General features: G+C 56.1%; 23 protein-coding genes and 5 tRNA genes. 10 read left to right on the top strand and 18 right to left on the bottom strand.

Annotated elements, in window-relative coordinates; translation table 11 throughout:
- The 5 genes from DFO52_RS17175 to DFO52_RS17155 form a co-directional block, all read right to left on the bottom strand.
- Positions 1-293: GTP-binding protein (locus DFO52_RS17175; protein ID WP_038878821.1), on the bottom strand; the 293-nt coding region annotated here is incomplete at its 3' end.
- A gap of 118 nt (positions 294-411) precedes the next feature.
- Positions 412-487 (bottom strand) — tRNA-Thr (locus DFO52_RS17170).
- Between the two features lie 6 nt (positions 488-493).
- A tRNA-Gly gene (locus DFO52_RS17165) sits at positions 494-568 on the bottom strand.
- A 117-nt stretch (positions 569-685) separates the two neighbouring features.
- Positions 686-770: transfer RNA gene (locus DFO52_RS17160), tRNA-Tyr, on the bottom strand.
- Positions 771-778: 8 nt separating this feature from the next.
- Positions 779-854 (bottom strand) — tRNA-Thr (locus tag DFO52_RS17155).
- 317 nt (positions 855-1,171) lie between these two features.
- On the opposite strand from DFO52_RS17155, the gene coaA reads away from it, so the two are divergent.
- Positions 1,172-2,122: a type I pantothenate kinase gene (coaA, locus tag DFO52_RS17150; protein ID WP_021242480.1), complete on the top strand. Its 951-nt coding sequence runs from the start codon at positions 1,172-1,174 to the stop codon at positions 2,120-2,122.
- A gap of 43 nt (positions 2,123-2,165) precedes the next feature.
- Here coaA and dppF read toward each other — a convergent pair whose 3' ends face one another.
- From dppF to DFO52_RS17100, 9 genes are all read right to left on the bottom strand, one after another.
- Entirely contained in the window at positions 2,166-3,179 is a 1,014-nt protein-coding gene (dppF, locus tag DFO52_RS17145) for a dipeptide ABC transporter ATP-binding subunit DppF (RefSeq protein ID WP_023309965.1), read from the bottom strand.
- Positions 3,176-4,159, bottom strand: coding sequence for a dipeptide ABC transporter ATP-binding protein (dppD, locus tag DFO52_RS17140; protein WP_008502772.1), 984 nt, complete (start codon positions 4,157-4,159; stop codon positions 3,176-3,178). The genes dppF and dppD overlap by 4 nt, the downstream gene beginning before the upstream one ends.
- Before the next feature lie 10 nt (positions 4,160-4,169).
- A complete protein-coding gene (gene dppC / locus DFO52_RS17135; RefSeq protein WP_029742039.1) occupies positions 4,170-5,072 on the bottom strand; it encodes a dipeptide ABC transporter permease DppC in 903 nt (300 codons plus the stop codon).
- Between the two features lie 9 nt (positions 5,073-5,081).
- Positions 5,082-6,101, bottom strand: coding sequence for a dipeptide ABC transporter permease DppB (gene dppB, locus DFO52_RS17130; protein ID WP_023334097.1), 1,020 nt, complete (start codon positions 6,099-6,101; stop codon positions 5,082-5,084).
- A 161-nt stretch (positions 6,102-6,262) separates the two neighbouring features.
- Positions 6,263-7,870: a dipeptide ABC transporter periplasmic-binding protein DppA gene (gene dppA, locus DFO52_RS17125; protein ID WP_029742038.1), complete on the bottom strand. Its 1,608-nt coding sequence runs from the start codon at positions 7,868-7,870 to the stop codon at positions 6,263-6,265.
- 620 nt (positions 7,871-8,490) lie between these two features.
- Positions 8,491-8,567 (bottom strand) — tRNA-Pro (locus DFO52_RS17120).
- A 91-nt stretch (positions 8,568-8,658) separates the two neighbouring features.
- The gene (eptB, locus tag DFO52_RS17115; RefSeq protein WP_059347319.1) at positions 8,659-10,353 is read right to left on the bottom strand and encodes a kdo(2)-lipid A phosphoethanolamine 7''-transferase; all 1,695 of its coding nucleotides are present in this window, start codon (positions 10,351-10,353) and stop codon (positions 8,659-8,661) included.
- 239 nt (positions 10,354-10,592) lie between these two features.
- Complete coding sequence (locus tag DFO52_RS17110; protein WP_033146995.1) at positions 10,593-11,795, bottom strand: MFS transporter; 1,203 nt, start codon at positions 11,793-11,795, stop codon at positions 10,593-10,595.
- 238 nt (positions 11,796-12,033) lie between these two features.
- Complete coding sequence (locus tag DFO52_RS17100; protein WP_029741571.1) at positions 12,034-12,732, bottom strand: autotransporter domain-containing protein; 699 nt, start codon at positions 12,730-12,732, stop codon at positions 12,034-12,036.
- Positions 12,733-12,886: 154 nt separating this feature from the next.
- Between DFO52_RS17100 and tag the strand changes: the two genes are divergently transcribed.
- Both tag and DFO52_RS17090 read left to right on the top strand, forming a co-directional pair.
- Entirely contained in the window at positions 12,887-13,468 is a 582-nt protein-coding gene (gene tag, locus DFO52_RS17095; RefSeq protein ID WP_024909083.1) for a DNA-3-methyladenine glycosylase I, read from the top strand.
- Entirely contained in the window at positions 13,446-13,892 is a 447-nt protein-coding gene (locus DFO52_RS17090; protein WP_032661790.1) for an N-acetyltransferase, read from the top strand. The genes tag and DFO52_RS17090 overlap by 23 nt, the downstream gene beginning before the upstream one ends.
- Here the strand turns inward: DFO52_RS17090 and DFO52_RS17085 are convergent.
- The gene (locus DFO52_RS17085; RefSeq protein WP_243737947.1) at positions 13,855-16,134 is read right to left on the bottom strand and encodes a molybdopterin guanine dinucleotide-containing S/N-oxide reductase; all 2,280 of its coding nucleotides are present in this window, start codon (positions 16,132-16,134) and stop codon (positions 13,855-13,857) included. The two genes, DFO52_RS17090 and DFO52_RS17085, sit on opposite strands and share 38 nt — an antisense overlap.
- A gap of 211 nt (positions 16,135-16,345) precedes the next feature.
- Between DFO52_RS17085 and DFO52_RS17080 the strand changes: the two genes are divergently transcribed.
- The 6 genes from DFO52_RS17080 to ghrB all read left to right on the top strand — a co-directional run bounded on the left by DFO52_RS17080 (position 16,346) and on the right by ghrB (position 22,359).
- Positions 16,346-17,008 carry an OmpA family lipoprotein gene (locus DFO52_RS17080; RefSeq protein WP_047646677.1) on the top strand — a complete coding sequence of 221 codons (663 nt, stop codon included), beginning with the start codon at positions 16,346-16,348 and terminating at the stop codon, positions 17,006-17,008.
- 129 nt (positions 17,009-17,137) lie between these two features.
- A complete protein-coding gene (locus DFO52_RS17075) occupies positions 17,138-18,154 on the top strand; it encodes a LacI family DNA-binding transcriptional regulator (protein ID WP_023309954.1) in 1,017 nt (338 codons plus the stop codon).
- A gap of 103 nt (positions 18,155-18,257) precedes the next feature.
- Positions 18,258-19,007, top strand: a complete 750-nt coding sequence (locus tag DFO52_RS17070; protein WP_063145371.1) for a hypothetical protein — start codon at positions 18,258-18,260, stop codon at positions 19,005-19,007.
- A 3-nt stretch (positions 19,008-19,010) separates the two neighbouring features.
- On the top strand, positions 19,011-19,949 hold the full coding sequence (locus tag DFO52_RS17065) for a sugar kinase (RefSeq protein ID WP_133550832.1): 939 nt from the start codon (positions 19,011-19,013) through the stop codon (positions 19,947-19,949).
- A gap of 128 nt (positions 19,950-20,077) precedes the next feature.
- Entirely contained in the window at positions 20,078-21,358 is a 1,281-nt protein-coding gene (locus DFO52_RS17060; RefSeq protein ID WP_023309951.1) for an MFS transporter, read from the top strand.
- A gap of 26 nt (positions 21,359-21,384) precedes the next feature.
- Positions 21,385-22,359, top strand: a complete 975-nt coding sequence (gene ghrB, locus DFO52_RS17055; RefSeq protein WP_133550831.1) for a glyoxylate/hydroxypyruvate reductase GhrB — start codon at positions 21,385-21,387, stop codon at positions 22,357-22,359.
- Positions 22,360-22,417: 58 nt separating this feature from the next.
- Here the strand turns inward: ghrB and cspA are convergent, their stop codons facing one another.
- Together cspA and DFO52_RS17045 are read right to left on the bottom strand one after the other, a co-directional pair.
- The gene (cspA, locus tag DFO52_RS17050; RefSeq protein ID WP_003860775.1) at positions 22,418-22,630 is read right to left on the bottom strand and encodes an RNA chaperone/antiterminator CspA; all 213 of its coding nucleotides are present in this window, start codon (positions 22,628-22,630) and stop codon (positions 22,418-22,420) included.
- A gap of 247 nt (positions 22,631-22,877) precedes the next feature.
- The gene (locus DFO52_RS17045; protein ID WP_023309949.1) at positions 22,878-23,588 is read right to left on the bottom strand and encodes a DUF3053 domain-containing protein; all 711 of its coding nucleotides are present in this window, start codon (positions 23,586-23,588) and stop codon (positions 22,878-22,880) included.
- 331 nt (positions 23,589-23,919) lie between these two features.
- Here DFO52_RS17045 and DFO52_RS17040 point away from each other — a divergent pair, with 331 nt between their 5' ends.
- Entirely contained in the window at positions 23,920-24,207 is a 288-nt protein-coding gene (locus tag DFO52_RS17040) for an HTH-type transcriptional regulator (protein WP_023309948.1), read from the top strand.
- Between the two features lie 39 nt (positions 24,208-24,246).
- Here the strand turns inward: DFO52_RS17040 and DFO52_RS17035 are convergent, their stop codons facing one another.
- Positions 24,247-25,866, bottom strand: a complete 1,620-nt coding sequence (locus tag DFO52_RS17035) for an ABC-F family ATP-binding cassette domain-containing protein (protein ID WP_133550830.1) — start codon at positions 25,864-25,866, stop codon at positions 24,247-24,249.
- Between the last annotated feature and the right edge of the window lie 541 nt (positions 25,867-26,407).

Raw genomic sequence — 26,407 nt, 5'->3', positions numbered from 1 at the left:
TGCGCAGCACCGGTGATCATGTTTTTAACATAGTCGGCGTGGCCTGGGCAGTCTACGTGTGCGTAGTGGCGAGTCGGGGTGTCGTACTCAACGTGAGAGGTGTTGATGGTGATACCACGAGCTTTTTCTTCTGGTGCGTTATCGATCTGGTCGAATGCGCGAGCAGAACCACCGTAGGTTTTTGCCAGAACGGTAGTGATTGCAGCGGTCAGCGTTGTTTTACCATGGTCAACGTGGCCGATAGTACCGACGTTAACGTGCGGTTTTGTACGTTCAAACTTTTCTTTAGACATCGATTGTCCCTCTAAGACACGGATAAATCGGTGATATCACCACATCAACCAGGCGAAATGCCTGAATTGTTGAATACAGTAAAATTGAAACAGAGAGAAACGGGAAGGAGAAGTGAAGTGGTGCTGATACCCAGAGTCGAACTGGGGACCTCACCCTTACCAAGGGTGCGCTCTACCAACTGAGCCATATCAGCACGTATTGGAGCGGGCAGCGGGAATCGAACCCGCATCATCAGCTTGGAAGGCTGAGGTAATAGCCATTATACGATGCCCGCATCCTGAAACTCGGCTACCCAGTTCTTTCTGTAACAAAAAAAGAGATTTCTCTCTTTTTCAGTTTGAGCTGGCTAATTTTTCCAACCAGCTCCGGCGGCATTTACGCTGCCAGAAAGTGGTGGTGGGGGAAGGATTCGAACCTTCGAAGTCTGTGACGGCAGATTTACAGTCTGCTCCCTTTGGCCGCTCGGGAACCCCACCGAACTTGATGGTGCCGACTACCGGAATCGAACTGGTGACCTACTGATTACAAGTCAGTTGCTCTACCTACTGAGCTAAGTCGGCATCAAGTAGCGCGCATTCTATGGATACCTGCGCGGTCATGCAACTAAAAATTTGCATAAAACGTTCTTTCGCTCACATTTTATGCGAAGAGCGTGTCGGACGCTGTAAAAGTAGTCATTTGAGGTCAAATATTCAACATATCAGCGTGATTTGCACCGTATTCACCGTAGCGTGACGGCTTCCGCGTTACGCAGCGCTTTCCATCTTTTTTCTTATTATTCCTGTCATCTGGTGTTAACCTCCTGCCCATTGTCCAAAATTAACTGTGTGATGAGCCATGATCCGGCAGTGTGATGCTGGCTCACTGAAGCATGCTTATGAGCAAAAAAGAGCAAACGTTAATGACGCCTTATCTTCACTTTAACCGCAGCCAGTGGGCTGCCCTGCGTGATTCCGTCCCTATGACGCTGACGGAAGGTGAAATCGCACGGTTAAAAGGGATAAACGAAGATCTGTCCCTGGAAGAGGTGGCAGAAATTTATCTCCCCCTCTCTCGCTTGCTTAACTTCTATATCAGTTCGAACCTGCGCCGTCAGGCCGTGCTGGAGCAATTTCTCGGGACGAACGGTCAACGTATTCCTTATATCATTAGTATCGCAGGCAGCGTGGCCGTGGGTAAAAGTACCACCGCGCGCGTCCTGCAGGCGCTGTTGAGCCGCTGGCCGGAACACCGCAGCGTGGAGCTGATCACTACCGACGGCTTCCTGCACCCGAACGAGGTGTTAAAAGAACGCGGACTGATGAAGAAGAAAGGCTTCCCGCTTTCTTATGATATGCACCGTCTGGTGAAATTTGTCTCTGACCTGAAATCCGGCGTGCCGCACGTGACTGCGCCAGTCTATTCGCACCTGATCTACGATCGCATCCCGGGTGGGGATAAAACCGTGGTCCAGCCGGACATCCTGATTCTGGAAGGTCTGAACGTGCTGCAAAGCGGGATGGACTATCCTCACGACCCGCATCACGTATTCGTCTCGGATTTCGTCGATTTCTCTATTTATGTCGATGCGCCGGAAGACCTGCTGCAAAACTGGTACATCAACCGCTTCCTGAAGTTCCGCGAAGGGGCGTTCACTGACCCGGATTCCTATTTCCACCACTATGCTCAGCTTTCTGAAGAAGAAGCGATCAATGTGGCCACGGGACTGTGGAATGAAATCAACTACGTCAACCTCAAAGAGAACATCCTGCCGACGCGCGAGCGCGCGAGCCTGATCCTCACCAAGAGCGAGAAGCACGCCGTCGACCAGATTCGCCTGCGGAAATAATCAAGCAGACATAAAAAAACCGGCTTAGCGCCGGTTTTTTTCGTTATGCCTGTGGCTTCTCGCCATTTTCATCCTGATCGACCGCGAAGCAGGCAACCAGCTGGCCGCCATAATCCTTCAGCTGCGGCTGGAGCTGGGTGCACGGACCAAAGCGGCGACTGCAGCGGGCGTTGAATGCACATCCCGGAGGTGGATTCAGCGGACTTGGCAGTTCACCCGTCAGCTTAATACGCTCACGACGATCGTCAGGGTTCAGACGCGGCGTCGCAGACAGCAGCGCCTGGGTATACGGGTGACGAGGATTATTGAAGATCTGGTCTTTAGTCCCCTTCTCCACGCAGCGCCCCAGGTACATCACCATCACTTCATCGGCAATATGCTCTACCACCGACAGGTCGTGGGAGATGAACACGTAAGAGAGCCCCAGCTCCTGCTGGAGATCCATCATCAGGTTCAGCACCTGCGCACGCACGGATACGTCGAGCGCGGAGACCGGCTCATCGGCAATCACCACGTCCGGATCGAGCATCAGCCCGCGCGCGATAGCGATACGCTGACGCTGGCCGCCGGAGAACATGTGCGGATAGCGATCGTAATGCTCGGTTTTGAGGCCGACCTTCGCCATCATCGCCAGCGCTTTTTCACGGCGCTGCTCTTTGCTCAGATTACTGTTGATCAGCAGCGGCTCTTCCAGAATCTGCCCGACTTTTTTACGCGGGTTCAAAGAACCATAGGGGTTCTGGAACACAATCTGGATTTTCTGGCGACGCAACTTCTGCGCCTGCGGATCGTGCTTGAGCAGATCCTGCCCCTGATAGTAGAGCTCCCCGCCGGTCGGCACTTCAATCATCGTCAGCAGACGGCCCAGCGTGGATTTACCGCAGCCTGACTCCCCCACCACCGCCAGCGTTTTGCCGCGTTCGAGGTTAAAAGAGACGCCGTCCAGCGCTTTCACCAGGCGTTCAGGGGCAAACAGCCCCTTCTTCACCGGGTAGTATTTTTTCAGATCGATGGCCTGCAACAGCGGCTGTTGCGTGGTGGCCTGTTGCGTACTCATAGTGTTGGCCTCCCGGCATCATCGAGTGGGTAGTGGCATTTCGACTGACGACCGTCAGCAAGCTGGTTAAGCTCTGGCTCTTCTGCCCGGCATTTGTCCGTCGCATACGGGCAGCGCGGATTGAGCAGACAGCCCTGGGGACGGTCATATTTACCCGGTACCACACCCGGCAGCGACGCCAGACGCGCTTTGTCCTGGGCAAACTCCGGCAGCGCGCGTAAAAGCGCCTGGGTATACGGGTGACGCGGCGCGCGGAATATATCGTGTGAATTCCCGGTCTCGACCACCTGGCCGGCATACATCACGATGATTTTGTGCGCGGCTTCGGCCACCAGCGCCAGATCGTGCGTAATCAGCACCAGCGCCATATTCTCTTTCTGCTGCAGCTCCAGCAGCAGCTCGATGATTTGCGCCTGAATGGTCACATCCAGCGCCGTCGTCGGTTCATCCGCAATCAGCAGTTTTGGTCGACAGGCAATCGCCATCGCGATCATCACGCGCTGGCTCATCCCACCTGAGAGCTGATGCGGGTAAACGTCCAGACGCGATGCCGGGTCCGGAATACCCACCTGGTTCAGCAGATCGATCGCGCGCTGACGACGGGTTTTCTTATTCCCGCCCTGATGCACCTTAATCGCTTCCATAATCTGGAAACCAACGGTGTAGCAGGGGTTCAGGCTGGTCATGGGATCCTGGAAAATCATCGCCACTTCGGCGCCCACCAGCTGGCGGCGCTGTTTTTCAGAAATGCGCTTCAGGTCCTGACCGTTAAACTGCAGGTTTTCCGCCATCACGCGGCCCGGGTAATCAATCAGCCCCATGATCGCCAGCGAGCTCACTGACTTACCGGAACCGGACTCCCCGACAATGCCAACCACTTCGCCCTGATTTACGCTGTAGCTGATGCGGTCCACGGCGCGAAACGGGGTGCCTTCGTCACCGAAGTGCACCGATAATTTATCTACATTTAATAACGCCATCTCGTGCCTCTTACTGCTTCAGTTTGGGATCAAGCGCATCACGCAGGCCATCACCCATCAGGTTAAATGCCAGCACCGTCAGCAGGATTGCCAGACCCGGGAAGGTGACAACCCACCAGGCGCTTTGTGCGAACTGCAACACGTCGGAGAGCATGGTGCCCCACTCCGGTGTTGGCGGCTGCGCACCCATGCCCAGGAAGCCAAGAGCGGCCATATCAAGAATGGCGTTAGAGAAACCGAGCGACGCCTGAACAATCAGCGGCGCAAGGCAGTTAGGGAAAATATTGACGAACATCTGGCGCATCGCACCGGCACCCGCCACGCGAGACGCGGTGACGTAATCGCGGTTCACTTCCACCAGCACCGCCGCACGGGTTAAACGCACGTAGTGAGGGAGCGCCACGAAGGTCAATGCCAGCGCGGCATTGCCTATCGACGGGCCGAAGATCGCCACCAGCACCAGCGCCAGCAGCAGGCTTGGCAGCGCCAGCATGATATCGACGATACGCATGATGATATTATCAACGATGCCGCCGAAGTAACCGGCAACCAGGCCGAGTACAACGCCCATGATCAGCGACAGCACAACAACGAGACAGCCGACCAGCAGCGACAGGCGCGCGCCGTACATCAGACGCGACAGCACATCGCGACCCACGTCATCAGTACCCAGCAGGTGCGTCAGGCTACCGCCGTCCTGCCACGCAGGCGGCGCGAGCAGCGCATCGCGGAACTGGTCCGCCGGGTTATACGGTGCGAGGAAGTTCGCAAACACCGCAATCAGGATCATGATTACGACATACACCAGCCCTACCACCGCGCCTTTATTGCGCTTGAAGTAGTGCCAGAATTCCTGCAGCGGCGTCATAGGAACCGGTGCAGCGACCACTTTATTTTGAGTGACTTGTGACATGATGGTCCCTTACTTCTTATGACGAATACGCGGGTTCACCACGCCGTACAGCAAATCGACCAGCAGGTTGACGAGGATAATCATCGTCGCGACCAGCAGTACACCGCCCTGCACAACCGGATAGTCACGGCGTTGCAGCGCGTCAATCAGCCAGCGTCCAAGGCCCGGCCAGGAGAAGATGGTTTCGGTCAGGATCGCCCCCGCCAGCAACGTCCCCACCTGGAGGCCGATAACGGTCACCACCGGCAGCATGGCATTACGCAGCGCGTGAACGATGATGACGCGCATACGCGTCAGGCCCTTGGCGCGCGCGGTGCGGATATAATCCTCACCCAGTACTTCCAGCATCGATGAACGGGTCATTCGCACGATCACCGCCAGAGGAATGGTGCCCAGCACCATGGCAGGCAGGATCATGTGCGCCACGGCATCAATGAAGTTACCCTCTTCGCCCCAGATAGCCGTATCAATCAGCATAAAGCCGGTGAGCGGGTTGGAGTCATCCAGGAAGACCATATCACTGACGCGCCCGGAGACCGGTGTCAGGTTAAGCTGTACCGATACCAGCATGATCAGCATCATGCCCCACCAGAAGATAGGCATGGAGTAGCCGGTCAGCGCCAGGCCCACGGCGGTGTGGTCAAAAATAGAGCCACGCTTGACGGCAGCCAGTACCCCGACAGGAATACCCACCGCAGTGGCGAAAATCATGGCGCAGACGCCAAGCTCCAGCGTCGCTTTAAAACGCGGCACGAACTCGTCCCACACCGGAAGACGGCTTTTCAGCGAAATCCCTAAATCACCGTGCAATACGCCCCAGATATAGTGGAGGTACTGCTGCCACATCGGCTTATCGAGACCGAGTTCCGCCAGCAGCTGTGCATGGCGCTCAGGGGAAATACCACGCTCGCCCGCCATAATCATTACCGGGTCGCCGGGGATCATATGGACGAAGGCAAAAGTGAGAAGGGTGATACCGATAAACGTAGGGATAACAAGTCCCAGACGTCGGAGGATGAACTGCAACATAACCCGGATTCTCTCTGATGACGCACGACCAGTGGCGTGACGTCTGTATTGCTCACAAATGTAAATTCCCTCTCCCAGCGGGAGAAGGTTAGGGTGAGGGGATGCATGCACGCCCCTCACCCCTGCCCTCTCCCGGAGGGAGAGGGAGAACACCCTACTTATTATTCAACAGATACGTTTTCGAAGTGGTGTTTGCCCAGTGGATCAACCACGTAGCCTTTCACTTCTTTGCGCACTGGCTCGTACACGGTGGAGTGAGCAACAATCAGCGCCGGAGCCTGATCGTGCATAACAACCTGAGCCTGCTTGTACAGTTCAATACGTTTGTTGTGATCGTCGGTCGCACGCGCCGGCTGGATCAGGTCTTCAAACGGCTTGTAGCACCAGCGAGAGTAGTTAGAACCGTCTTTCGCCGCCGCGCAGCTGAACAGGGTGGCGAAGAAGTTGTCCGGATCCCCGTTGTCACCGGTCCAGCCCATCATTACCGCCTGGTGCTCACCCGCTTTGGCGCGCTTCAGGTACTCGCCCCACTCGTAGGTCACAATCTTGGCCTGAACGCCAACCTTAGCCCAGTCAGCCTGAACCATTTCCGCCATACGGCGTGCGTTCGGGTTGTAAGGACGCTGTACTGGCATCGCCCACAGCTCAACGGTAAAGCCTTTATCCTGGCCCGCTTCTTTCAGCAGCGCTTTCGCTTTCTCAGGATCGTAGGTGTAGTCTTTAACGTCGTCGTTATAGCCCCACATGGTTGGTGGGATCAGGTTTTTGGCAGCAACGCCTGCGCCCTGGTAAACCGCCTTGATGATCGCTTCTTTGTTCACCGCGTAGGTCAGCGCCTGACGCACTTTCACGTCATCAAACGGTTTCTTCTCGGTGTTGAAGGAGAGATAGCCCACGTTCAGGCCAGCCTGCTCCAGCAGGTTGATGTTCTTGTCCTGCTTCATGCGGGCGATATCAGCCGGGTTCGGGTACGGCATTACCTGGCATTCGTTTTTCTGCAGTTTTGCATAACGCACTGACGCATCAGGCGTGATGGAGAAGACCAGACGGTCGATCTTCGGCTTGGTGCCCCAATAGCCTTCGAACGCTTTATACAGAATGCGGGAGTCTTTCTGGTACTGCAGCAGCTGGAATGGACCGGTACCGATTGGGTTCAGGTCAACTTTTTCCGGCGTACCGGCTTTCAGCATGTTGTCCGCATACTCTTTGGACAGAATTGAGGCGAAGTCCATGGCCAGGTCAGCCAGGAATGGCGCTTCCGGACGCGTCAGCACGAACTGAACCGTTTTATCGTCCACTTTTTTCACTTCAGCAATCAGGTCAGGCAGGCCCATCCCTTCAAAGTATTCATAGCTGCCGCCAGACACTTTGTGGTACGGGTTCTGCGCGTTTTTCTGACGGTCGAAGGAGAACACAACGTCGTCGGCGTTAAAGTCGCGCGTTGGTTTGAATTCTTTGCTGTCCTGCCACTTCACGCCCTGGCGCAGGTGGAAGGTATAGGTTTTGCCGTCTTCGCTGACGTCCCACTTCTCGGCCAGACCCGGAATCACTTCCGTGGTACCGGTTTTGAATTCAACCAGACGGTTATAGATCGGTACAGAGCTTGCGTCGTAAGTCGTACCAGAGGTAAAGAGCTGTGGGTTAAAGCCTTCCGGCGAGCCTTCAGAACAGTAAACCAGGGTTTTTGCCTGTACGCTTGCTGCCACGGTCATAGCCACCAGGCTCAGACCAAGCTTCAGCATCCCTGACTTCTTCAAGGAAATACTCATTATTCTGCTCCAATGTGATGTTTTGCTTTGTTGTGTTACGCCGCCAGACCTTTATTTATTTTTTACCCGGTCCGGTCGGTGATGCCCGAAGGCTTTAAAGGGATGGAGAATCCTTTCAGAAGAGCGTTTGAGTTGCAGCGCAGATCGTCCCTGAAATGCCCCTCATGCCCTACAATCTGTCAACAGAATGTGAAAACGTCAATACAGGTGACGGGGATTTACGCTGAGTGTGAGAAACCGCAAACAAAGATTAAAAAAACTATGCATGCCAGTTTTCAGCAGGGAAATTTATGCTACTCGCTATCTTGCAGCACAATTCTCTTCATATTTATCAACAATCAGTGATTAACTTTTATTCAGAATGGGTAAATTTTCTTGCAGAATGGTGATTATCTGAGCACTAAATACCGCGAACGTTAAAACGCACAGCGAAAAATGCTGAGGTTATCCATAAGCAACGCGAAAAAAGATCAATCTATATATAAAAAAATACAATGGATTATGTCACAAAATCGTTAACAGGCAGGGAGAAGCAGGCCTAAGGGGCGTTTTGGATACTCTGGCGGGATAAGATCATAATGCAAAAAGGGCTAACCTTGCGGTTAGCCCTTTTCAGAATGTGGTCGGCGAGAGAGGATTCGAACCTCCGACCCACTGGTCCCAAACCAGTTGCGCTACCAAGCTGCGCTACTCGCCGAATGCGGAGCGCATCTTACTGCTGAGGTGCGCCCCCGTCAATCCCTTATTTTCAAAAAGCTATTCAACTGGCGATATTCTCGCCAGAGCAGCTACTGCGCGGCTTTTACGCTGTTATCAGGGAGTTTACACCAGTTGTTGTTTTCGTTAATCCCGCCATTCGGTGAGGTATAGCCGAGACAACCCATAATGGTGTCGTACAGCTCAACGTGACGACGCGGCACCTTCATATCCGCCTCTTTTTTCAGCTGAGCAAACATCTTCGCCTTCTCCGGATTTTCAAGATACTTATCCGACATCCACATGATCATCGGCACGCGGAACTGCTCTGGCGGTGCCAGCTTGCGCGGCGTACCGTGCAGGTGCTCTTTCTCGTTGATGGATTCACCGTGATCTGCCGCGTAAATTACAATCGCTTTTTTATCGCGCAGCTGGTCAATGACCCGGCTCAGGAAGGTATCCACGTACAGCACCGAGTTGTCGTAGGCGTTGATCAGCTCCTGCTTGCTGCAGTCTTTATTAATGCCCACGCACTCAGGCTGCCACTTCGCGAAATCACGCGTGTAGCGCTGGTAATAGCTGTAATGCGACCCTTTGGTATGCAGAATAACCAGATGCTTGCCCTGCGGATGGTTCTTGAGGGACTGCGACATCTCTTCCAGCAGCAGCATGTCGTCGACGTTTTTACCGCGGTTACGCGGTTCGGCGCCAATCTGCTCACGGTACGCAATGTTATCTGCCAGCGTGTTGGTGTAGAACCACATCTCACTTTGCATCGCGAACAGGTCTGAGCTAAACCCAAGCTGCTTCAGCACGGCAAACACGTTCTGCTCTTTCAGCGTGCGTTGCGGGTTATCGCTTGCACCGCCTTCACGCACAAACATGCAGCGCAGCGATAGCTTGGTTGCGGTATCGCAGGAGTAGCCACGGTAGGCCACCAGGTTCTTTTCCTGCGCCAGCTTTGGCGTGGTGTCCCGGTTATAGCCGAGAATGCCCATATGATCCCAGCGCGTCGTTTCACCGATGACAAAGACGACGTACGTATCATCAATCCCGTCGGCTGGCGGCTGGTAGGTGAATTTTTTCAGTGGATTGATCAGAGACTTCACATCACTGGATTCATCCGCCTGCGCCCAGGCATACAGACCTAATGCTGACAGCCAGTTGGACGGCAAATAGGAGTTTGCCACCACGCCGCCGTAGCTTGGCATATCCACGCCCGTCGCTTTTTCGACGCGTTTTTGCTGCGTTTCCATCAGGCGGATAGGCGCCCATACCAGCAAGCCTGCCAGCAGGACAACCACGATATTGCGGATCCGCTGTCCACGCGTGCGCAGCTGGCGAAGCAGCGTATAGCGGCACGTATTGTTCCAGATAAAGAACAGCGGTATCAGACAGGTTAAAACCGTCCAGACGATAAAGCCTTTCCCTACCACCTCTTTCGAGAGATCGATATCCGTGGTCATCACCGAGGCAACGATACCGTACCCAATGACCACGTTCATAAAGGTCATGTAATAGCTTGCGGCGGCGGAAATAATCACCACCAGCGAGGCCAAAATTTGCCAGGTACGTCGGCCAAAAAGAGAAAGCAGGCGTAAGAGGAAGAAGGTGGCGAGGACGGAGCCGAATACTTCAATTGCGGCAAAAATACTATTACTTACGGTAAGGTTTTCAAAATAACCTTCCACTCTTCTGAACAGTACCGCGCCATTCAGAAATAATCCGATATAGACAGCCAGCATCAGACACAATCTTTGCTGGGTAAGAGACCTAATGTATTTCATGCAAACAACCCTGGGGGAAGGGGTATAAAAACCCGACGAATCTCAAAGAGAAAGCGGACAGAGTAAGTAAATGCGTAAGGAAGCGTTATTAGAAACGTCTACAAGCGCGATAAGTAGACCACAGCGGGAGAGAAAAGTGGCAGCAGAGAGTGTGATCGGTGTAAATTTTTACAAATTATCGAGACGGAAAGCACCTCGCATATAGAAAAAAGAGGCCACAGAGGCCTCTTTCATACAGCTTACGCGTGCGCTTCTTTGAATACTTCGCGCTGCGGCTGGCGAATCGTGGTCGAGAGCGCCAGCGAGATAATCAGCAGGGCAAATATGACGCAGAAGGTCACGTAGAACCCGCCGAACAGGGAAGCAATCAGCGAGCCGCAGATACTGCCGATCCCGAAGCCCAGATAGATCACGCCGTAGTTTTTCGCCAGATTGTTGAGGCCAAAGAACTCGCTCACCAGCGACGGGAAGACGGTAATGGTGCCGCCGAAGTTAAAGGCCACGCAGGCAATCGCCGCGAAGAAGGTAGCTTCATTCAGCGGAGCGAACAGCAGCGCCGCCATACCGACCAGCGAAACCACCTGCCCAATCGTAATCACACGGATGCGGGCGATTTTGTCTGACAGAATACCGAGCACCAGACGACCGGAGAGGTTAGCAATGGAGATGACCGTCACCGCATTCGCCGCCGTAGCCGCATCCAGCTTCACCATCCCCTGCGCGATATCCTTCGCCACACCGATGACATACAGACCGCTCATGCAGGCCGTCAGGAACATCACCGCCAGCATCCAGTACTGTGGCTTACGCATGGACTGCGCGAGGGTGAAGTCGTTCTCCACCACGCCGTTAACGGATTTGACCTCCTGCTGCGGCGCATCGGTCATCAGCGTGGCGCCGAACAGAATCATCACCAGCACGATTGCGCCCCAGATCATAAAGGTGTTTTCGAGGCCAACGGACGCCAGCAGATGGGAGTCGATAAATTTGAACCCGAGGCTGCCCAGGCCATAAGAGCCGATGGCGAACGCGGAGATTAAGCCTTTACGCTCCGGGAACCACTTCACGCAGTTTGACAGGGTCAGCAGGTAACCTGCGCCATCCGCCAGCCCCACCAGCACGCCGGCGCTCAGCCACAGCATCATCAGGTTGCTGGAATGCGCCGTCAGGAAAAAGCCCAACCCCAGCAGAATGCCGGACGCCATGGTCACACGCTTCACGCCAAAACGCTCCTGCAGCTTGCCCGCGACGGAAGACGAAATCGCCAGACCCAGGCTCAGCAGACCAAAGGAGAACGCAACCTGGCTGACCGGTGCGCCGAGTTTGTCGGAAAGCGCACTGTTAAACAGGCTCCAGGTATAGACCGACCCCAGCGCAAACTGGGTGACGATGGTGCCAAAGAGCGTAAGCCAGCGCGTGCGGTTATAAGTTGATGTGTTCATGGCAGTTGTCCTGCAAGAGAAATTAAGGAAGTTCGCTGAGGACAACGATAAACAAAACCTTAATACGCCTGGGGTAAAACGGCATGAAATGCAGGCGGAACGGAATGAAATGCCTGGAATCGGGAATGAATGGCCTGGCCCGGGAATAAAGCGACAGCGTGTTAGTGCCCGCTATCGCTGTAAAGCCCGTGGTTGTTGTATTCGAGATGTTATCGTAACGTTTAAAAAAGTAACAACTCTAGAAATTTGCGCTAACGCCGAGGGTGTATAAAAACTCCTCACCGGTGGTGGTGTGTTCCCCCTGAGCCAACGACGCATAGGCCGCCACGTGCGTATTAAAAGGAATATCCGTTCCCACGGTGACGTCCATCCAGCTACCGTTTTGGGCAGGGGCTGGCGTTTGCGGCATGCCAAACTGCGATTTCCACTGGTTTTCACCAAACTGCTGGTTATAGCTAATCTGCGCCCACGGACGGAGATCGCCGTACTGGGTATTCACGCGCCACCCCAGCGTGCTGACGCTGGCATGCCAGAGCGGGTCGGTGAGTGCCTGCGTCGACGCGCTATCACCAAACTCGTTGATCATCATGGGAGCCGTGCCGTCGTACCGCCACGCCACTACCGGACCGGTGGTGATACGCGCTGAAACAGGAAAATTCCAGCCCACGCTCATCGCCCCCTCCGTCGTGCTGCCAGACGGTATATTCAGGGCAAGACCCGGCGCGTTTTGCGAAGACTGAATACGCTCAGCAAGAATATCCTCATAACGCGGTTGGTGATCCGCGTCCCATGTATAGCGTTCCGCCGTATTATTTTGGGCGTCTGAAACGATATATTCCTGTTGCCAGGCAGACGCTGTATTACAAAAAAACAGGCAGGCTGAAATTCCCACCAGGCCAGAAGCAGCATGGCGACCACTGATTTTATTTATCATCATCAACGCGACCCCAGAGAGAGCCGAATTCGGCGATATTTGTCGTTATTCAGGAAGAGCTTATAGCCCTTGTATTAACTATTGTCTTTATAGTAAACACGTCAAGCCAGTCAGAACGAAATTTTTGCGAAATCAGTATCAATAAGGGAGATGACGGATGGAACGTTGCGGTTGGGTGAGCCAGGATCAGCTTTATATCGACTATCACGATCGGGAATGGGGCGTGCCGGAAACGGATGGCAAAAAACTCTTTGAGATGATCTGCCTGGAGGGCCAGCAGGCGGGGTTGTCATGGATTACGGTACTGAAGAAACGCGAAAACTACCGCAACGCCTTCCACCAGTTCGATCCTGTCGCCGTCGCCGCGATGACCGATGAAGACGTGGAACGCCTCGTGCAGGACGCCGGCATCATCCGCCATCGCGGTAAGATCCAGGCCATCATCGGTAACGCACGCGCTTACCTGGCGATGGAACAAAACGGCGAATCGTTCTCAGATTTTGTCTGGACGTTTGTGAACAACGATCCGCAGGTCACCCAGGCCGCCACGCTCGCGGAAATCCCGGCCTCTACCCCGGCCTCGGATGCCCTCTCGAAGGCCCTAAAAAAACGCGGCTTTAAGTTTGTAGGCTCCACCATCTGCTACGCCTTTATGCAGGCCTGTGGCCTGGTCAACGACCACGTTACCGGCTGCTTCTGTCATCCGGGAGGCCATCATGATCCGCAAATGGCAAAGTGAGAATACCGCGCCGCTTCTGAGCCTATGGCTTGAAAGCACCACGGAAGCGCATCCGTTTATCGAGCCGGGTTACTGGAAAGAGAACGAGGCCATGGTGCGGGACGTTTACCTGCCGTCGGCGGAAACCTGGGTCTGGGAACAGGATGGCGAGCCATACGGATTTATCAGCGTGATGCAGTCTCAGTTTGTCGGCGCGCTGTTTGTCGCACCGTCATGCATCGGGAAAGGCATCGGGCGCGCGCTGCTGAACCATGTTCAACAGCGCTTCCCGCATTTAACGCTGGAGGTGTACCAGAAAAATGTGCGGGCGGTGAATTTCTACCATGCTCAGGGCTTTCGCATTGAAGACAGCGCCTGGCAGGATGATACCCAGCACCCGACGTGGATCATGAGCTGGCAGGCGGATCAAACGCCGTTAAGGTAAGCTCGGGGCCTTGATATTTCTCTACCCAGGCCAGCGCCGTGTTCCCTGCGCAGCCATTCCCCAGCTTCGAGCTGGGGAGATCTTTAGTCAGCACGTTAACCGCCCCGTTTTTACAGATCCCTCCCTCGGCGGGCTCAAGGTCGGGCCATGCGCCCTGATGAATGCAGATCACGCCCGGTTTAATCCCGTCGCTCACCACCGCCCCTGCCAGCACCTGCCCGCGCGAGTTCCAGACGCGCACCACGTCGCCGTCCGCGATCCCGCGGGCTTTCGCATCAAGGGTATTCAGCGTGATCGGCTCTCGCCCGGCGACCGCATACTGCTCGCGAAGGGAGGTATAGTTAAGCTGGCTGTGCAGACGGTGCGCTGGATGCGCTGACAACACCTGCAGCTGTTCCGGCTGGGCGTTGCCGTGCCACTCGTCCGGCTCGAGCCACATAGGGTGTGGCGGGCAGTCGGCATAGCCAAAGCTGGCGATACGCTCGCTATAGATCACGATCTTTCCGCTCTCGGTTTTCAGCGGGTGGCTCTCCGGGTCGCGGCGGAAATCGGCAAAACGGACAAACTTCGCGTTCTGTTCGCTCTCCGGCATCTCGACGATCTGGTTCGCTTCCCAGAATTCAGCAAATGGCGGAAGCGTCACGCCCTGCGCCGCGCCGCGCTGTCCGGCAATCTGGTAGAAGGTCTCCAGCCATTGCAGATCGTTTTTCCCTTCGGTAAAACGCTCGCGACCGCCCGCTTCCCACAGCTCGCTCAGTTCAGCAAAGACGTCAAAATCATCACGCGCCTCATCGCGCGGGGCGACAACGCGCTTCATCGGGACCATATGCTGGTTGCTGTAGTCACCGGTCATGGTGAGATCGTTACGCTCAAACGAGGTGGTCGCCGGCAGCACAATATCTGCATGCTTAGCCGAGCCGGTCCAGAAGCACTCGGAAATCACCACCAGCTCCGGCTTTTGCCAGGCGCGGATCAGGCGGTTGGTATCCTGATGGTGCGTGAAGTTCGACCCGCCCGCCCACCAGACAAATTTAATGTCCGGGAAGTGGCGGTCCAGACCGTTGTGCTGATAAAAACCGCCGGGGTTTTCCAGAGCTTCAACGATCCGCGCCACCGGGATTTTATCCACGGCATCGACGCCACCCTGCACCGAGCCTTGCAGAGACGCCAGCACCGCCGCTTTACGCGTCGGGTTCCCGCCGTTCGCAAAGTGATAGGAGAGACCGAAACCCCCGCCCGGCGTGCCGATCTGCCCAAGCATTGCGGCAAGCGTTACCAGCATCCAGTGCTTTTGCTCGCCAAACTGCTGACGCTGCATTCCCCAGCCGGACATTAGCATAGTGGTATTTTTATGGAACAACGCCGCCAGTTCGCGGATTTTATCTGCAGGTACGCCGCAAATATCTGCCGCCCACTCAGCCGTTTTCGCAACCCCATCGGATTGGCCCGTCAGGTAGTCGGCGAATTTATCGAAGCCGGTGGTACAGCGCGCCAGGAATTCAACATCGTGCCAGCCGTTTTCTACCAGCGTATGGGCAATCCCCAGCATCATCGCCACGTCGGTGCCCATATGAGGGGCAATCCACTCGGCGCTTTCGCCGAAGAAATCCATGGTTTCAGAGCGCATCGGGTCAATGCAGATGATGCGCTTGCCGCTTTTGCGCAGCGCGTCGAAATACCCGATGCCCTGCTCGTCGCTGGCATTCCAGGCAATTTTCAGCGTATTCAGCGGGTTGGCGCTCCAGAGCACCACCACGTCGGTATGCGCCAGCACCAGCGGCCAGCTGGTCTGCTGCTGGTACACTTCGTTCCCCCCCACGACGTACGGCATGATCGCCTGCGCCGCGCCGGTGGAATAATCCCCGAGATGGCCGGTATAGCCTCCCGCCAGGCTCATGTAACGCTGCAGCAGCGTCGAGGCCTTGTGCAGCACGCCGTTAGAACGCCAGCCGTACGACCCGGCGAAAATGGACGACGGACCGTAGCTGTCGCGAATGCACTTGTGTTGGGCGTGGATCAGCGCCAGCGCGTCATCCCAGCTCACGCGAACAAACTCATCCTGACCGCGAATACCCTGAGGCTTGTCCGGCGAGGCCAGAAAACCTTTACGCACCATCGGCCAGCGCACACGCGTTTTGCTATGCACCTGATCGCGAACGACGGTCTGTAACGAGTTGGGATGTTGGGTTGGCAGTGCCCCGCGGGACGACAGAACATTTTCGCCATCGGTTTCGACCAGCATCGGCCCCCAGTGGGCGGCGGTCAGAATGGTTTTCGTTGAGGTGCTCAAGCGTGCGCTCCTGGTTGCGTGCAGGTTTACGGCCTTCTTTCTGAGGCAGTTTATGGTTTGTCACAAATTTCAGAGTTATACCCGGAATTTTCTCCGTATCTGGACGTCATAATCAACTGCCACGCTCGCCGTGGCAAAGAATAAAAAGGATTAAGGAAAGAAGATGAAAAAACGCGTACTCGTTATTGCCGCTCTGGTGAGCGGTGCACTGGCTGTTTCTGGCTGCACAACTAACCCTTACACCGGTGAGCGTGAAGCGGGTAAATCCGGCATTGGCGCGGGTATCGGCTCGCTGGTCGGCGCAGGCGTTGGGGCGCTCTCCTCCTCCAAGAAAGACCGCGGCAAAGGCGCGCTGATTGGCGCAGCGGCGGGCGCGGCGCTGGGCGGCGGCGTTGGCTATTACATGGACGTGCAGGAAGCGAAGCTGCGCGACAAAATGAAGGGAACCGGCGTGAGCGTGACGCGCAGCGGCGATAACATCATCCTGAATATGCCGAACAACGTGACCTTCGACAGCAGCAGCGCAACGCTGAAACCCGCGGGCGCAAACACCCTTACCGGCGTGGCGATGGTGCTGAAAGAGTACAACAAGACCGCCGTGAACGTGATTGGCTATACCGACAGCACCGGCAGCCAGGATCTGAACATGCGTCTGTCCCAGCAGCGCGCCGACGCCGTGGCCAGCTCGCTGATTACCCAGGGCGTTGAAGCCAACCGCATTCGCACCAGCGGCATGGGCCCTGCCAACCCTATCGCCAGCAACAGCACGGCAGAAGGCAAAGCGCAGAACCGCCGCGTTGAGATTACGTTAAGCCCAATTCAGTAATTGCATTTCCCCCTCTCCCCGTGGGAGAGGGCCGGGGTGAGGGCATCAAGCCGCACACCCCGGCATGAACCACTTGCCATCGTTGATTTTCCCGCTAAGGTATTCTCACTAAATTCAGGGAAATCAGCGATGAGCAAACCAGCCCGGGCCACCATCAGCGACGTGGCGAAAGCCGCCAAAACCGGTAAAACCAGTATTTCGCGCTACCTCAACGGCGAGAAACACCTGCTGTCCGACGCATTGCTGGCGCGTATTGAACAAGCCATTGCCGATCTCGACTACCGTCCCAGCCTCATGGCGCGCGGGCTCAAACGCGGCCGCACCCGCCTTATCGGGCTAATCATCGCCGACATCACCAACCCCTATTCCGTTAACGTGCTCAGCGGTATTGAAGCCGCCTGTCGCGAGAAGGGTTTCACGCCGCTGGTCTGTAATACCAACAACGAAGTCGACCAGGAGCTGCATTACCTCGATCTGCTGCGCAGCTATCAGGTCGAAGGGATTGTGGTGAACGCGGTGGGCATGCGGGAAGAGGGTTTAAACCGCCTGCAGCAGTCCTCCCTGCCTATGGTCCTCATCGACCGTAAAATCCCGGAATTTGCCTGCGATGTGGTCGGCCTGGATAACACCCAGGCCGCTACTACCGCCACCGAACATCTGATCGAACAGGGCTTCGAGGCCATTCTGTTTCTGAGTGAACCCTTAGGGATGGTCAACACCCGTCGCGAACGCCTGAGCGCATTTCGCACCACGCTGGAGCGATATCCTGGCGTAATCGCCGAAAATGCCGAAACGCCGCTTCACGAAGCTGACCAGCTCGACAACACCCTGCGCCAGTTCCACACGCGCCATCGCGGGATGCGCAAAGCCGTTATCTCCGCCAACGGGGCGCTGACGCTTCAGGTCGCCCGCTCGCTCAAGCGCATTGGCCTGCACTGGGGCAGCGATATCGGTCTGCTGGGGTTTGATGAACTGGAGTGGGCGGAGCTGGCGGGCGTCGGCATTACGACACTCAAACAGCCCACCTGGCAGATTGGCTATGCTGCTGTAGAACAAGTGGTTCGTCGCATTGAAGGCACCAGCGATGCCGTTCGCGAGCAGGTCTTCTCCGGCGAGCTGATCGTTCGCGGCTCCACCGCGCGTTAATTTTCCCCTGTGATACCGATCATAAATTCGACATCCTGACCTTTCCTTTGGAACCGGTTCCATCTAGCGTAATAGTATTGATATGTTGCGATGGAGTCCGAAGATGGGCAGGAAAATTATGGTGGTCACCGCCGCGTACGGTGCGGAACAGGTGCGACAGGCAGGCGGTCAGCGGGCAATGCTGCCCGTGATTGCAGGCGCGGGGGCAGACGGCGTGGAGATCCGCCGGGAACTGTTCAGCAGTGAAGAGCTGCTGGCGCTGCCTGCGCTGGGAGAATCCATCGAGCTGCTCGGCCTGCTGGCGTGCTACTCCGCCCCCGCCGCCCTGTTTATGCCCGACGGCACCCTCAACCCGGACCTGACCCGCTACCTCTCTGAGGCCAGCACCCTGAACGCCCTGTGGCTGAAGGTTTCCCTGGGCCATTTCCGCGACGCGCAGCCTCTCGACGCCCTGCGTAGCCTGCTGAACGCAAGCGGCATGGCGCTGGTCGTGGAGAACGATCAGACCGACTGCGGTCAGCTCGCGCCCATGCAGCGCTTCCAGGCCGCCTGCCGGGAAATGACGCTCCCCGTCACGCTGACCTTCGACATGGGTAACTGGCTGTGGGTTGGCGATTCGCCCGAAGAGGCCGCGCGTCACCTCGCCCCTGCGGTGAGCTATATCCACGTTAAAGCCGCCGTGCCGCATAAAGACAACTTCCGCGCAGTAGCACCGGACCACGCCGATGCGCGCTGGCTGGATCTGCTCGGCCAGCTGCCTGCCGATGCCCCGCGCGGTATCGAGTTCCCGCTGGAAGGGACGGATTTAACCGCCGTTACCCGCCATTACGTCAACCTGCTGCGCGAGGAGTAAATCATGCACAAGACGCTGGATGTCATCACGATTGGCGAAGCCATGGCGATGTTTGTCGCCACTGAAACGGGCGAACTGAGCGCGGTGGAGCACTTTATCAAACGCGTGGCGGGCGCAGAGCTGAACGTCGCGACCGGCCTGGCGCGTCTCGGCCTGAACGTCGGCTGGGTCAGCCGCGTGGGGGACGACAGCTTTGGCCATTTCGTCCTCGACTCGCTGAAAAAAGAGGGTATTGATGCCGCAGGCGTCACCCTTGATGGACGCTTCCCTACCGGCTTTCAGCTTAAATCTAAGGTCGAAAATGGAACCGATCCCATCGTGGAGTATTTCCGTAAAGGATCGGCCGCAAGCCACCTCTCTGTAGCGGATTTCCACGCCGACTATTTCGCCTCCGCTCGCCACCTTCACCTGAGCGGCGTGGCGGCAGCGCTGTCCGCCAGCTCGTATGAGCTGCTGGATCATGCAGCAGCCACTCTCAAAGCCCAGGGAAAAACGATCTCTTTCGATCCGAACCTGCGCCCGGTGCTGTGGAAAAGCGAAGCGGAAATGGTCGAGAAGCTCAACCGTCTGGCGTTCAGAGCGGACTGGGTTCTGCCGGGCCTGAAAGAAGGGATGATCCTGACGGGTGAAAATACGCCGGAAGGCATTGCCGATTTCTACCTGAATAAAGGGGTAAAAGCGGTAGTGCTGAAGACCGGCGCCGATGGCGCATGGTTTAAGACGGCCGACGGCCAACAGGGCGCGGTCGCGGCGGTCAGGGTTGAGAACGTTGTCGACACCGTCGGCGCGGGCGACGGTTTTGCCGTGGGCGTGATTAGCGCCCTGCTGGAAGGCAAAACGCTGCCGCAGGCCGTGACGCGGGGCAACAAGATTGGCTCGCTGGCCATTCAGGTGCAGGGCGACAGCGAAGGATTACCCACACGAGCAGAGCTTAACGAATAAACATCCCCCTCACCCTAACCCTCTCCCCAGAGGGCCGGGGTGAGGGGCATAAATCGCACTCAACAAAACAAGCCACCGTGTACCCTACAGACAACGGCGGTAACAACCTCAACAACAGAGGCAAGCCTATGAACAGTTCGACCAATGCAGTAAAACGCTGGTGGTACATCATGCCAATCGTGTTTATCACGTACAGCCTGGCGTACCTTGACCGTGCCAACTTCAGCTTCGCGTCCGCGGCGGGGATCACAGAGGACCTTGGCATCACCAAAGGTATCTCCTCCCTGCTGGGTGCCCTTTTCTTCCTGGGCTACTTCTTCTTCCAGATCCCCGGCGCGATTTATGCGGAACGCCGCAGCGTGCGTAAGCTGATCTTCGTCTGCCTGATCCTGTGGGGTGCCTGCGCGTCACTGACCGGCGTGGTGAACAATATTCCTGCACTGGCCGCCATTCGCTTTATCCTCGGCGTCGTTGAGGCGGCGGTCATGCCGGCGATGCTGATCTACATCAGCAACTGGTTTACCAAATCTGAACGCTCGCGCGCGAATACCTTCCTGATCCTCGGTAACCCGGTGACGGTGCTGTGGATGTCGGTGGTGTCTGGCTACCTGATCCAGTCCTTCGGCTGGCGCGAAATGTTTATCATCGAAGGGGTCCCGGCAGTGATCTGGGCATTCTGCTGGTGGGTGCTGGTGAAGGATAAACCTGCCCAGGCGAAATGGCTTTCCGAAGACGAAAAAGCAGCGCTGCAGGCGCAGCTGGATAAAGAACAGCAAGGTCTGAAGGCGGTACGCAACTACGGTGAAGCCTTCCGCTCGCGCAACGTGATCCTGCTCTGCGCGCAGTACTTTACCTGGAGCATTGGCGTGTACGGCTTTGTGCTGTGGCTGCCGTCGATTATCCGCAGCGGCGGCGAAAACCTCGGCATGGTAGAAGTGGGCTGGCTCTCTTCCGTACCGTATCTGGCCGCGACCATCGCCATGATCGTCGTCTCCTGGGCGTCGGACAAGCTGCAGAACCGAAAATTGTTTGTCTGGCCGCTGCTGCTGATCGCTGCTTTTGCCTTTATCGGCTCGTGGGCCGTGGGTGCAAATCACTTCTGGGCCTCTTATACCCTGCTGGTGGTCGCCGGTGCCGCCATGTATGCTCCATATGGTCCGTTCTTTGCCATCATCCCGGAAATGCTGCCGCGTAACGTCGCAGGTGGCGCGATGGCGCTGATTAACAGTATGGGTGCGCTGGGGTCCTTCTGCGGCTCCTGGTTCGTCGGTTACCTGAACGGTGCCACAGGCAGTCCGTCCGCATCGTACATCTTTATGGGGGTGGCGCTTTTCGCCTCCGTGTGGCTTACTCTGATTGTTAAGCCTGCTAATAATCAACAACACCCTGTCGGCGCTCGCCACGCCTGAATCCTTAAAAATCAACGGAGATTAGCATGAAGCCGTCCGTCATTTTGTACAAAGCACTGCCGGAAGATCTGCAGAAACGCCTTGAAGAACACTTCACCGTCACGCAGGTGAAGAACCTGAGCCCGGAAACCGTGGCGCAGCACGCCGAAGCGTTCGCCAGCGCCGAAGGCCTGCTGGGTTCAAGCGAGAAAGTGGATGTCGCCCTGCTGGAGAAAATGCCGAAGCTTCGTGCTACCTCTACCGTTTCCGTGGGTTACGACAACTTCGATGTGGACGCCCTTAATGCCCGCAAGATCCTGCTGATGCATACGCCACATGCCCTGACGGAAACCGTGGCCGATACGCTGATGGCGCTGGTACTCACCACGGCGCGTCGCGTGGTGGAAGTCGCCGGGCGCGTGAAAGCGGGCGAGTGGACAAAAAGCATTGGTCCGGACTGGTTCGGCGTGGACGTTCACGGCAAAACGCTGGGCATTGTTGGCATGGGGCGTATCGGGCTGGCGCTGGCGCAACGCGCGCATTTTGGTTTTAACATGCCGATTCTGTATAACGCGCGTCGCCATCACGGTGAAGCCGAGGAACGCTTCAACGCCCGCTACTGCGAGCTGGATACCCTGCTGCAGGAAGCTGATTTTGTCTGCCTGGTTCTGCCGCTGACGGACGAAACGCGTCATCTGATTGGCAAAGAGGCGTTTAAGAAAATGAAGCAGTCAGCCATTTTCATTAACGCGGGTCGCGGCCCGGTGGTCGATGAGCAGGCGCTGATTGAAGCTCTGCAGAACGGTGAGATCTATGCCGCAGGTCTGGACGTCTTTGAGCAGGAGCCGTTGCCGGTGGATTCCCCGCTGCTTTCGCTGCCTAACGTGGTTGCGCTGCCGCACATCGGCTCAGCCACCCATGAGACGCGCTACAGCATGGCGGCCACTGCGGTCGATAATCTCATCGCCGCCCTTAGCGGAAAGGTGGAGATAAACTGCGTGAACCCGCAGGTGCAACGATAGAAACGAAAAAACCCGCCAGAAGGCGGGTTTTTGAATTTTGTGCTACTGGGTTGGAAGCTTACAGGCTTACAACGTTACCAGCTGCTGGGCCTTTAGCGCCGCTTTCGATGGTGAAGGAAACTTTCTGACCTTCATCCAGAGATTTGTAGCCATCGTTCTGGATAGCAGAGAAGTGTACGAACACGTCTTTTGAGCCATCGTCAGGAGTGATGAAGCCGAAACCTTTATCAGCGTTGAACCATTTTACCAGACCAGTCATTTTAGCAGACATAGAAATTACCTTATTAACAAATATATTGAGCCTTCCGGCTTGATGGATTGCGTTACAGATTTTTAAGCGATGAAGGAAGGGTCACAACGAAGGGTATCTATGGATAACAATCTGGACTGCTTTACTAAACTGCTTTAGGTCTGTGTAACAAACCGACGGGGATAGTTATACCGATGTGGTAGAAGAATGACAAGCGTTATTTTCGATAAGCATAAAAAAACCCCGCCAGAGACGGGGTTTTTTCGGTTTATTCTGTAGCCGTGACTGCGGCACTCCAGGCCTGGCTAAAGGCCTGATGCTGGGAGGCCAGCGGCCCAATCAGCGTATTGTACTGGCTTGCCTGCTGCGAGGTCGGGAACTGAATGCCGTTGGCAACAAAGCTTACCTGAGTATCCTGCTGGGCAATAAAGTCGCCCACCTGAACCAGCTGCTGCGTGAAGATTTGCGCGGCCGGAATCAGCGGCTGCAGCGCTTCAGACGGTTTCGTCACTACTTTCTCATACACTTTGTCGAAGACCGGTTTGAGATCGTCGCCCTGCTTCAGCGCAGAACGTGACGCGTCAGCCTGCATTTTCGCATTCTGCAACTGCTGGCTCAGCACGCCAAGCGCACCGTTGGACTGGCGAAGCGGTTCACGCTGCGTCATATAATCCTGCGGAACGCGGATGGCGTTCACGCTATCCACCACGGGACGAATTCCGGAATCCATCGCCTGGCTCACCTGCTGTGAGTAACCATAAAGAATGGCGTAATCGGACACGAAGGGGCCAAACTGTTTTTTCTGATCCGCAGTCAGCGTCGGCAACCGCTCGCCGCTGCGCATCACTGTATTCTGCAGAAAATCGATAAACGCTTTGCGCTGATCGCCTTCTTTATCAAAACACCCACTCAGGCTAACAACCATCAACAACGCCGCAATAGGCGCAAACCAGCGAGAGCAGGACTTTCCTGTCGCCATTTTATTACTCCTTTCACCCAAAAAAGCGCACACCGGCACACGCGTGCCCGACGCTGACAAGGATAGTCCAGGTCAGCCTTGCAAGATACTCTTTTCATGCAAAATGGCTATTGCCGATTTACTTCTTACCATTTACAAAAAAATACCTGGCGAAGGCGACGTATGACTAATCAGGGAATTAGCACAACTGTCCATATTGCTGAATCGGATAAAGCGATCGTTACCGCACGATTAATCACACCCGTGACGATCCTGGGTTCGTATTAGGGACTATTCTTAACTGGCTCTCTGATGTTCTTGATCACGATGTGAGATTTAAGAGGAGTCCTCAATGGAATATAAAGATCCTGAGTTTGAGCTGCTGAGCAGCCTGGAACAGATCATTTTTAAAGATGTACCGCAGACGATTAGCCTGCAACAAAAATCCAATCCCTTTACAGAATATGAGCAATTGCGCAAAGGGACAGGACTGAAAACCGAAGAATTCGCCAGAGCGATGGGTGTCAGCGTGGCTATGGTGCAGGAGTGGGAGTCAAAACGTGAGAAACCCACCCCAACCGAGTTAAGGCTGATGCGCCTGATTCAGGCCAACCCTGCACTCAGCAAACAGATAGCGTAGTGAAGATTGAATGCCCCCGCCTTTGCGGGGGCTTGTGTTTTAAAGGCTATCACAACGCCAGCCCGCCTCTTCCCATACCCATTCATGCGTTAACGTTAAGCCTCTTAAAAAAGCCTCATCGTGTGATACCACCAGCAGAGCCCCGGGGAAATCGGCCAGCGCCGCTTCAATGGCCTGGACCGAGGCCAGATCCAGATGGTTGGTCGGTTCATCCAGCAGCAGAAGCTGCGTGGCCTCCGCGCGCCACAGCACGCAGGCCAGGGCGGCCTTAAGACGCTCGCCGCCGCTGAGCTCCGCCAGCGGGAGCGTAACTTTGTCGGCACCCAGTTGAAGCTGCGCCAGACGGGTTCGCAATACCCCCTCTTCCAGAGGCGTATGACCCAGGTTGAGATGCGTCATGACCGACTGCGAAAGATCGAGTTGGGACAGATGCTGGTCGAGATAAGCGCAGCTGACTGAAACCTTACAGGTACCCGAACGGGGGGCAATCTCGCCGAGGAGGGTTTTTAACAGCGTCGATTTGCCGCAGCCGTTCGGTCCCTTTAACGCCACGCGCATCGGTCCGTCCATCCGCAAGTTGAGCGGAGGAACAGGCACATGCGGCAGCACCAGATCCTCCAGCACCAGCACCTGCTTCCCCTCCGGGATCTGACTCCCCGGCAGGGTGAACATCACCGGGTTATCTTCCTCAACGCGTTCACGCGCCTTATTTACCGCGGCGTTGAGGGCTTCATTTTGCTCGCTGTGCTGTTTTTTCCAGGAACCGATCCGCTCCTTCGCCGCGCCTTTATATTTGACCCGCTCGAACGACGCGATATTCAGTGTATCGACGGTGCGCAATGTCTTTGCCGAACGCCGCTGGCTGTCATCATGCTCTTTTTGCATGCGTACCCGAGTGCGTTTGCGCTCGGTTGCCGCATGTTCCAGCGCCGCGCGGGCCGCCTGCTGTTCGGCATCGCGCTGGGTTTGATAATCCGCATAATTCCCGCCGTAGCTGCGCAGGCCCGAGGCGCTCAGCTCAAGGATACGCGGTACCTGCTCCAGAAGTTCGCGGTCATGGGAGGCCACCAGCACGCCGCCCTGAAAACGGCTGAGCTGGTCGTAGAACCACGCCCGGCCCTGTCGGTCCAGATGGTTAGTGGGCTCGTCCAGCAGCATGAAATCGGCTTCAGCCGTAAACGCCCCGCACAGCAGGGCGCGGATGCGCTCGCCGCCGCTGAGTTCGCCGGCGGGTTTATCCGGGTCAAACGGTGGTAGCTCCGCATTGATAAACGCCTCGCTCAGGCGCTCGGCAACATCCCAGTGGCCGTCAAGCAGCTCCAGATCGTCAGGCTGGTAATCGCCGCTGTCGATGCGCTTACGCGCCGTAAAAATCGCGTCATACCCGAGCAGTTCAGCTAGCGTCGTCTGCGGAGAAATGACGTGCTGCTGCGCCACCCAGGCATGCGAGCCAAAGCGTTCAATATGACCGGTAGCCGGTTCGTCCAGCCCCGCCAGCAGACGCAGCAGACGCGTTTTCCCGCTGCCATTACGGCCAACCAGCGCGCACAGGGAGGGTTCCAGCGTGAGATTCAGCGGACCAAAAAGGGTATCGCCCGTCGGAAACTGACAGGTGACCTGATGCAAAATAAAAGAAGGGGACTGCGCAAAATGAGCCATAAGCACTCCTGAATGAAATCAAAACATCCCCTGCCGACGCGGTGGCGTTTAGCAAGGATTGAAATTCATCAGTCGTGTTTGTTCATTTTTGGGGGGCGCTCCGGCGCGAGAAAGTTAACGCGATAAGGATAGCGGTAATGTGTTGACCATTTCAAGGTTAAATTTTGGGCGGCTTATACTCCCTCTCCCTTTGGGCTGAGGGATCCCCACAAATTAATGCGAGCAGTGAACAATCCCCTCGCCCCTTTGGGGAGAGGGTTAGGGTGAGGGGAGCATACGGCTCTGGTGGTCATTCCGTTCACTTTATGTTCCTTGCTACTCTGTAACGACAATACCCGTGAACGTGCCAGGGTGGCTCAGTCGCCACCACCCTGGCTACCCGGGCTCCCGGCGGTAAATCGCCGCTACGCGGTACCTTCGGCTTATTCCTTCCGGCTTATCGGGGACGGGCGGAGGTAACATCCCTGTAAAGCCCGCCCTCTCGGCGCATCCATGCGCCTCGCCCCGGCCTACAGGAAACGCCTCAGCGATTTACAGCCGG

Source organism: Enterobacter sp. AG326 (genome assembly GCF_004362415.1).
Classification (GTDB): Bacteria; Pseudomonadota; Gammaproteobacteria; order Enterobacterales; family Enterobacteriaceae; genus Enterobacter; species Enterobacter asburiae.
Note: the sequence above shows the minus strand (reverse complement) of the source record. Positions and strands in the feature narration are given on the sequence as shown.

Excerpts from the sequence above, each read along its gene's own strand:
- coaA (WP_021242480.1), top strand. The coding sequence starts at position 1,172 with ATGAGCAAAAAAGAGCAAACGTTAATGACGCCTTATCTTCACTTTAAC.
- dppF (WP_023309965.1), bottom strand. The coding sequence starts at position 3,179 with ATGAGTACGCAACAGGCCACCACGCAACAGCCGCTGTTGCAGGCCATC.
- dppD (WP_008502772.1), bottom strand. The coding sequence starts at position 4,159 with ATGGCGTTATTAAATGTAGATAAATTATCGGTGCACTTCGGTGACGAA.
- dppC (WP_029742039.1), bottom strand. The coding sequence starts at position 5,072 with ATGTCACAAGTCACTCAAAATAAAGTGGTCGCTGCACCGGTTCCTATG.
- dppB (WP_023334097.1), bottom strand. The coding sequence starts at position 6,101 with ATGTTGCAGTTCATCCTCCGACGTCTGGGACTTGTTATCCCTACGTTT.
- dppA (WP_029742038.1), bottom strand. The coding sequence starts at position 7,870 with ATGAGTATTTCCTTGAAGAAGTCAGGGATGCTGAAGCTTGGTCTGAGC.
- eptB (WP_059347319.1), bottom strand. The coding sequence starts at position 10,353 with ATGAAATACATTAGGTCTCTTACCCAGCAAAGATTGTGTCTGATGCTG.
- DFO52_RS17110 (WP_033146995.1), bottom strand. The coding sequence starts at position 11,795 with ATGAACACATCAACTTATAACCGCACGCGCTGGCTTACGCTCTTTGGC.
- DFO52_RS17100 (WP_029741571.1), bottom strand. The coding sequence starts at position 12,732 with ATGATGATAAATAAAATCAGTGGTCGCCATGCTGCTTCTGGCCTGGTG.
- tag (WP_024909083.1), top strand. The coding sequence starts at position 12,887 with ATGGAACGTTGCGGTTGGGTGAGCCAGGATCAGCTTTATATCGACTAT.
- DFO52_RS17090 (WP_032661790.1), top strand. The coding sequence starts at position 13,446 with ATGATCCGCAAATGGCAAAGTGAGAATACCGCGCCGCTTCTGAGCCTA.
- DFO52_RS17085 (WP_243737947.1), bottom strand. The coding sequence starts at position 16,134 with ATGCTGGTCGAAACCGATGGCGAAAATGTTCTGTCGTCCCGCGGGGCA.
- DFO52_RS17080 (WP_047646677.1), top strand. The coding sequence starts at position 16,346 with ATGAAAAAACGCGTACTCGTTATTGCCGCTCTGGTGAGCGGTGCACTG.
- DFO52_RS17075 (WP_023309954.1), top strand. The coding sequence starts at position 17,138 with ATGAGCAAACCAGCCCGGGCCACCATCAGCGACGTGGCGAAAGCCGCC.
- DFO52_RS17070 (WP_063145371.1), top strand. The coding sequence starts at position 18,258 with ATGGGCAGGAAAATTATGGTGGTCACCGCCGCGTACGGTGCGGAACAG.
- DFO52_RS17065 (WP_133550832.1), top strand. The coding sequence starts at position 19,011 with ATGCACAAGACGCTGGATGTCATCACGATTGGCGAAGCCATGGCGATG.
- DFO52_RS17060 (WP_023309951.1), top strand. The coding sequence starts at position 20,078 with ATGAACAGTTCGACCAATGCAGTAAAACGCTGGTGGTACATCATGCCA.
- ghrB (WP_133550831.1), top strand. The coding sequence starts at position 21,385 with ATGAAGCCGTCCGTCATTTTGTACAAAGCACTGCCGGAAGATCTGCAG.
- cspA (WP_003860775.1), bottom strand. The coding sequence starts at position 22,630 with ATGTCTGCTAAAATGACTGGTCTGGTAAAATGGTTCAACGCTGATAAA.
- DFO52_RS17045 (WP_023309949.1), bottom strand. The coding sequence starts at position 23,588 with ATGGCGACAGGAAAGTCCTGCTCTCGCTGGTTTGCGCCTATTGCGGCG.
- DFO52_RS17040 (WP_023309948.1), top strand. The coding sequence starts at position 23,920 with ATGGAATATAAAGATCCTGAGTTTGAGCTGCTGAGCAGCCTGGAACAG.
- DFO52_RS17035 (WP_133550830.1), bottom strand. The coding sequence starts at position 25,866 with ATGGCTCATTTTGCGCAGTCCCCTTCTTTTATTTTGCATCAGGTCACC.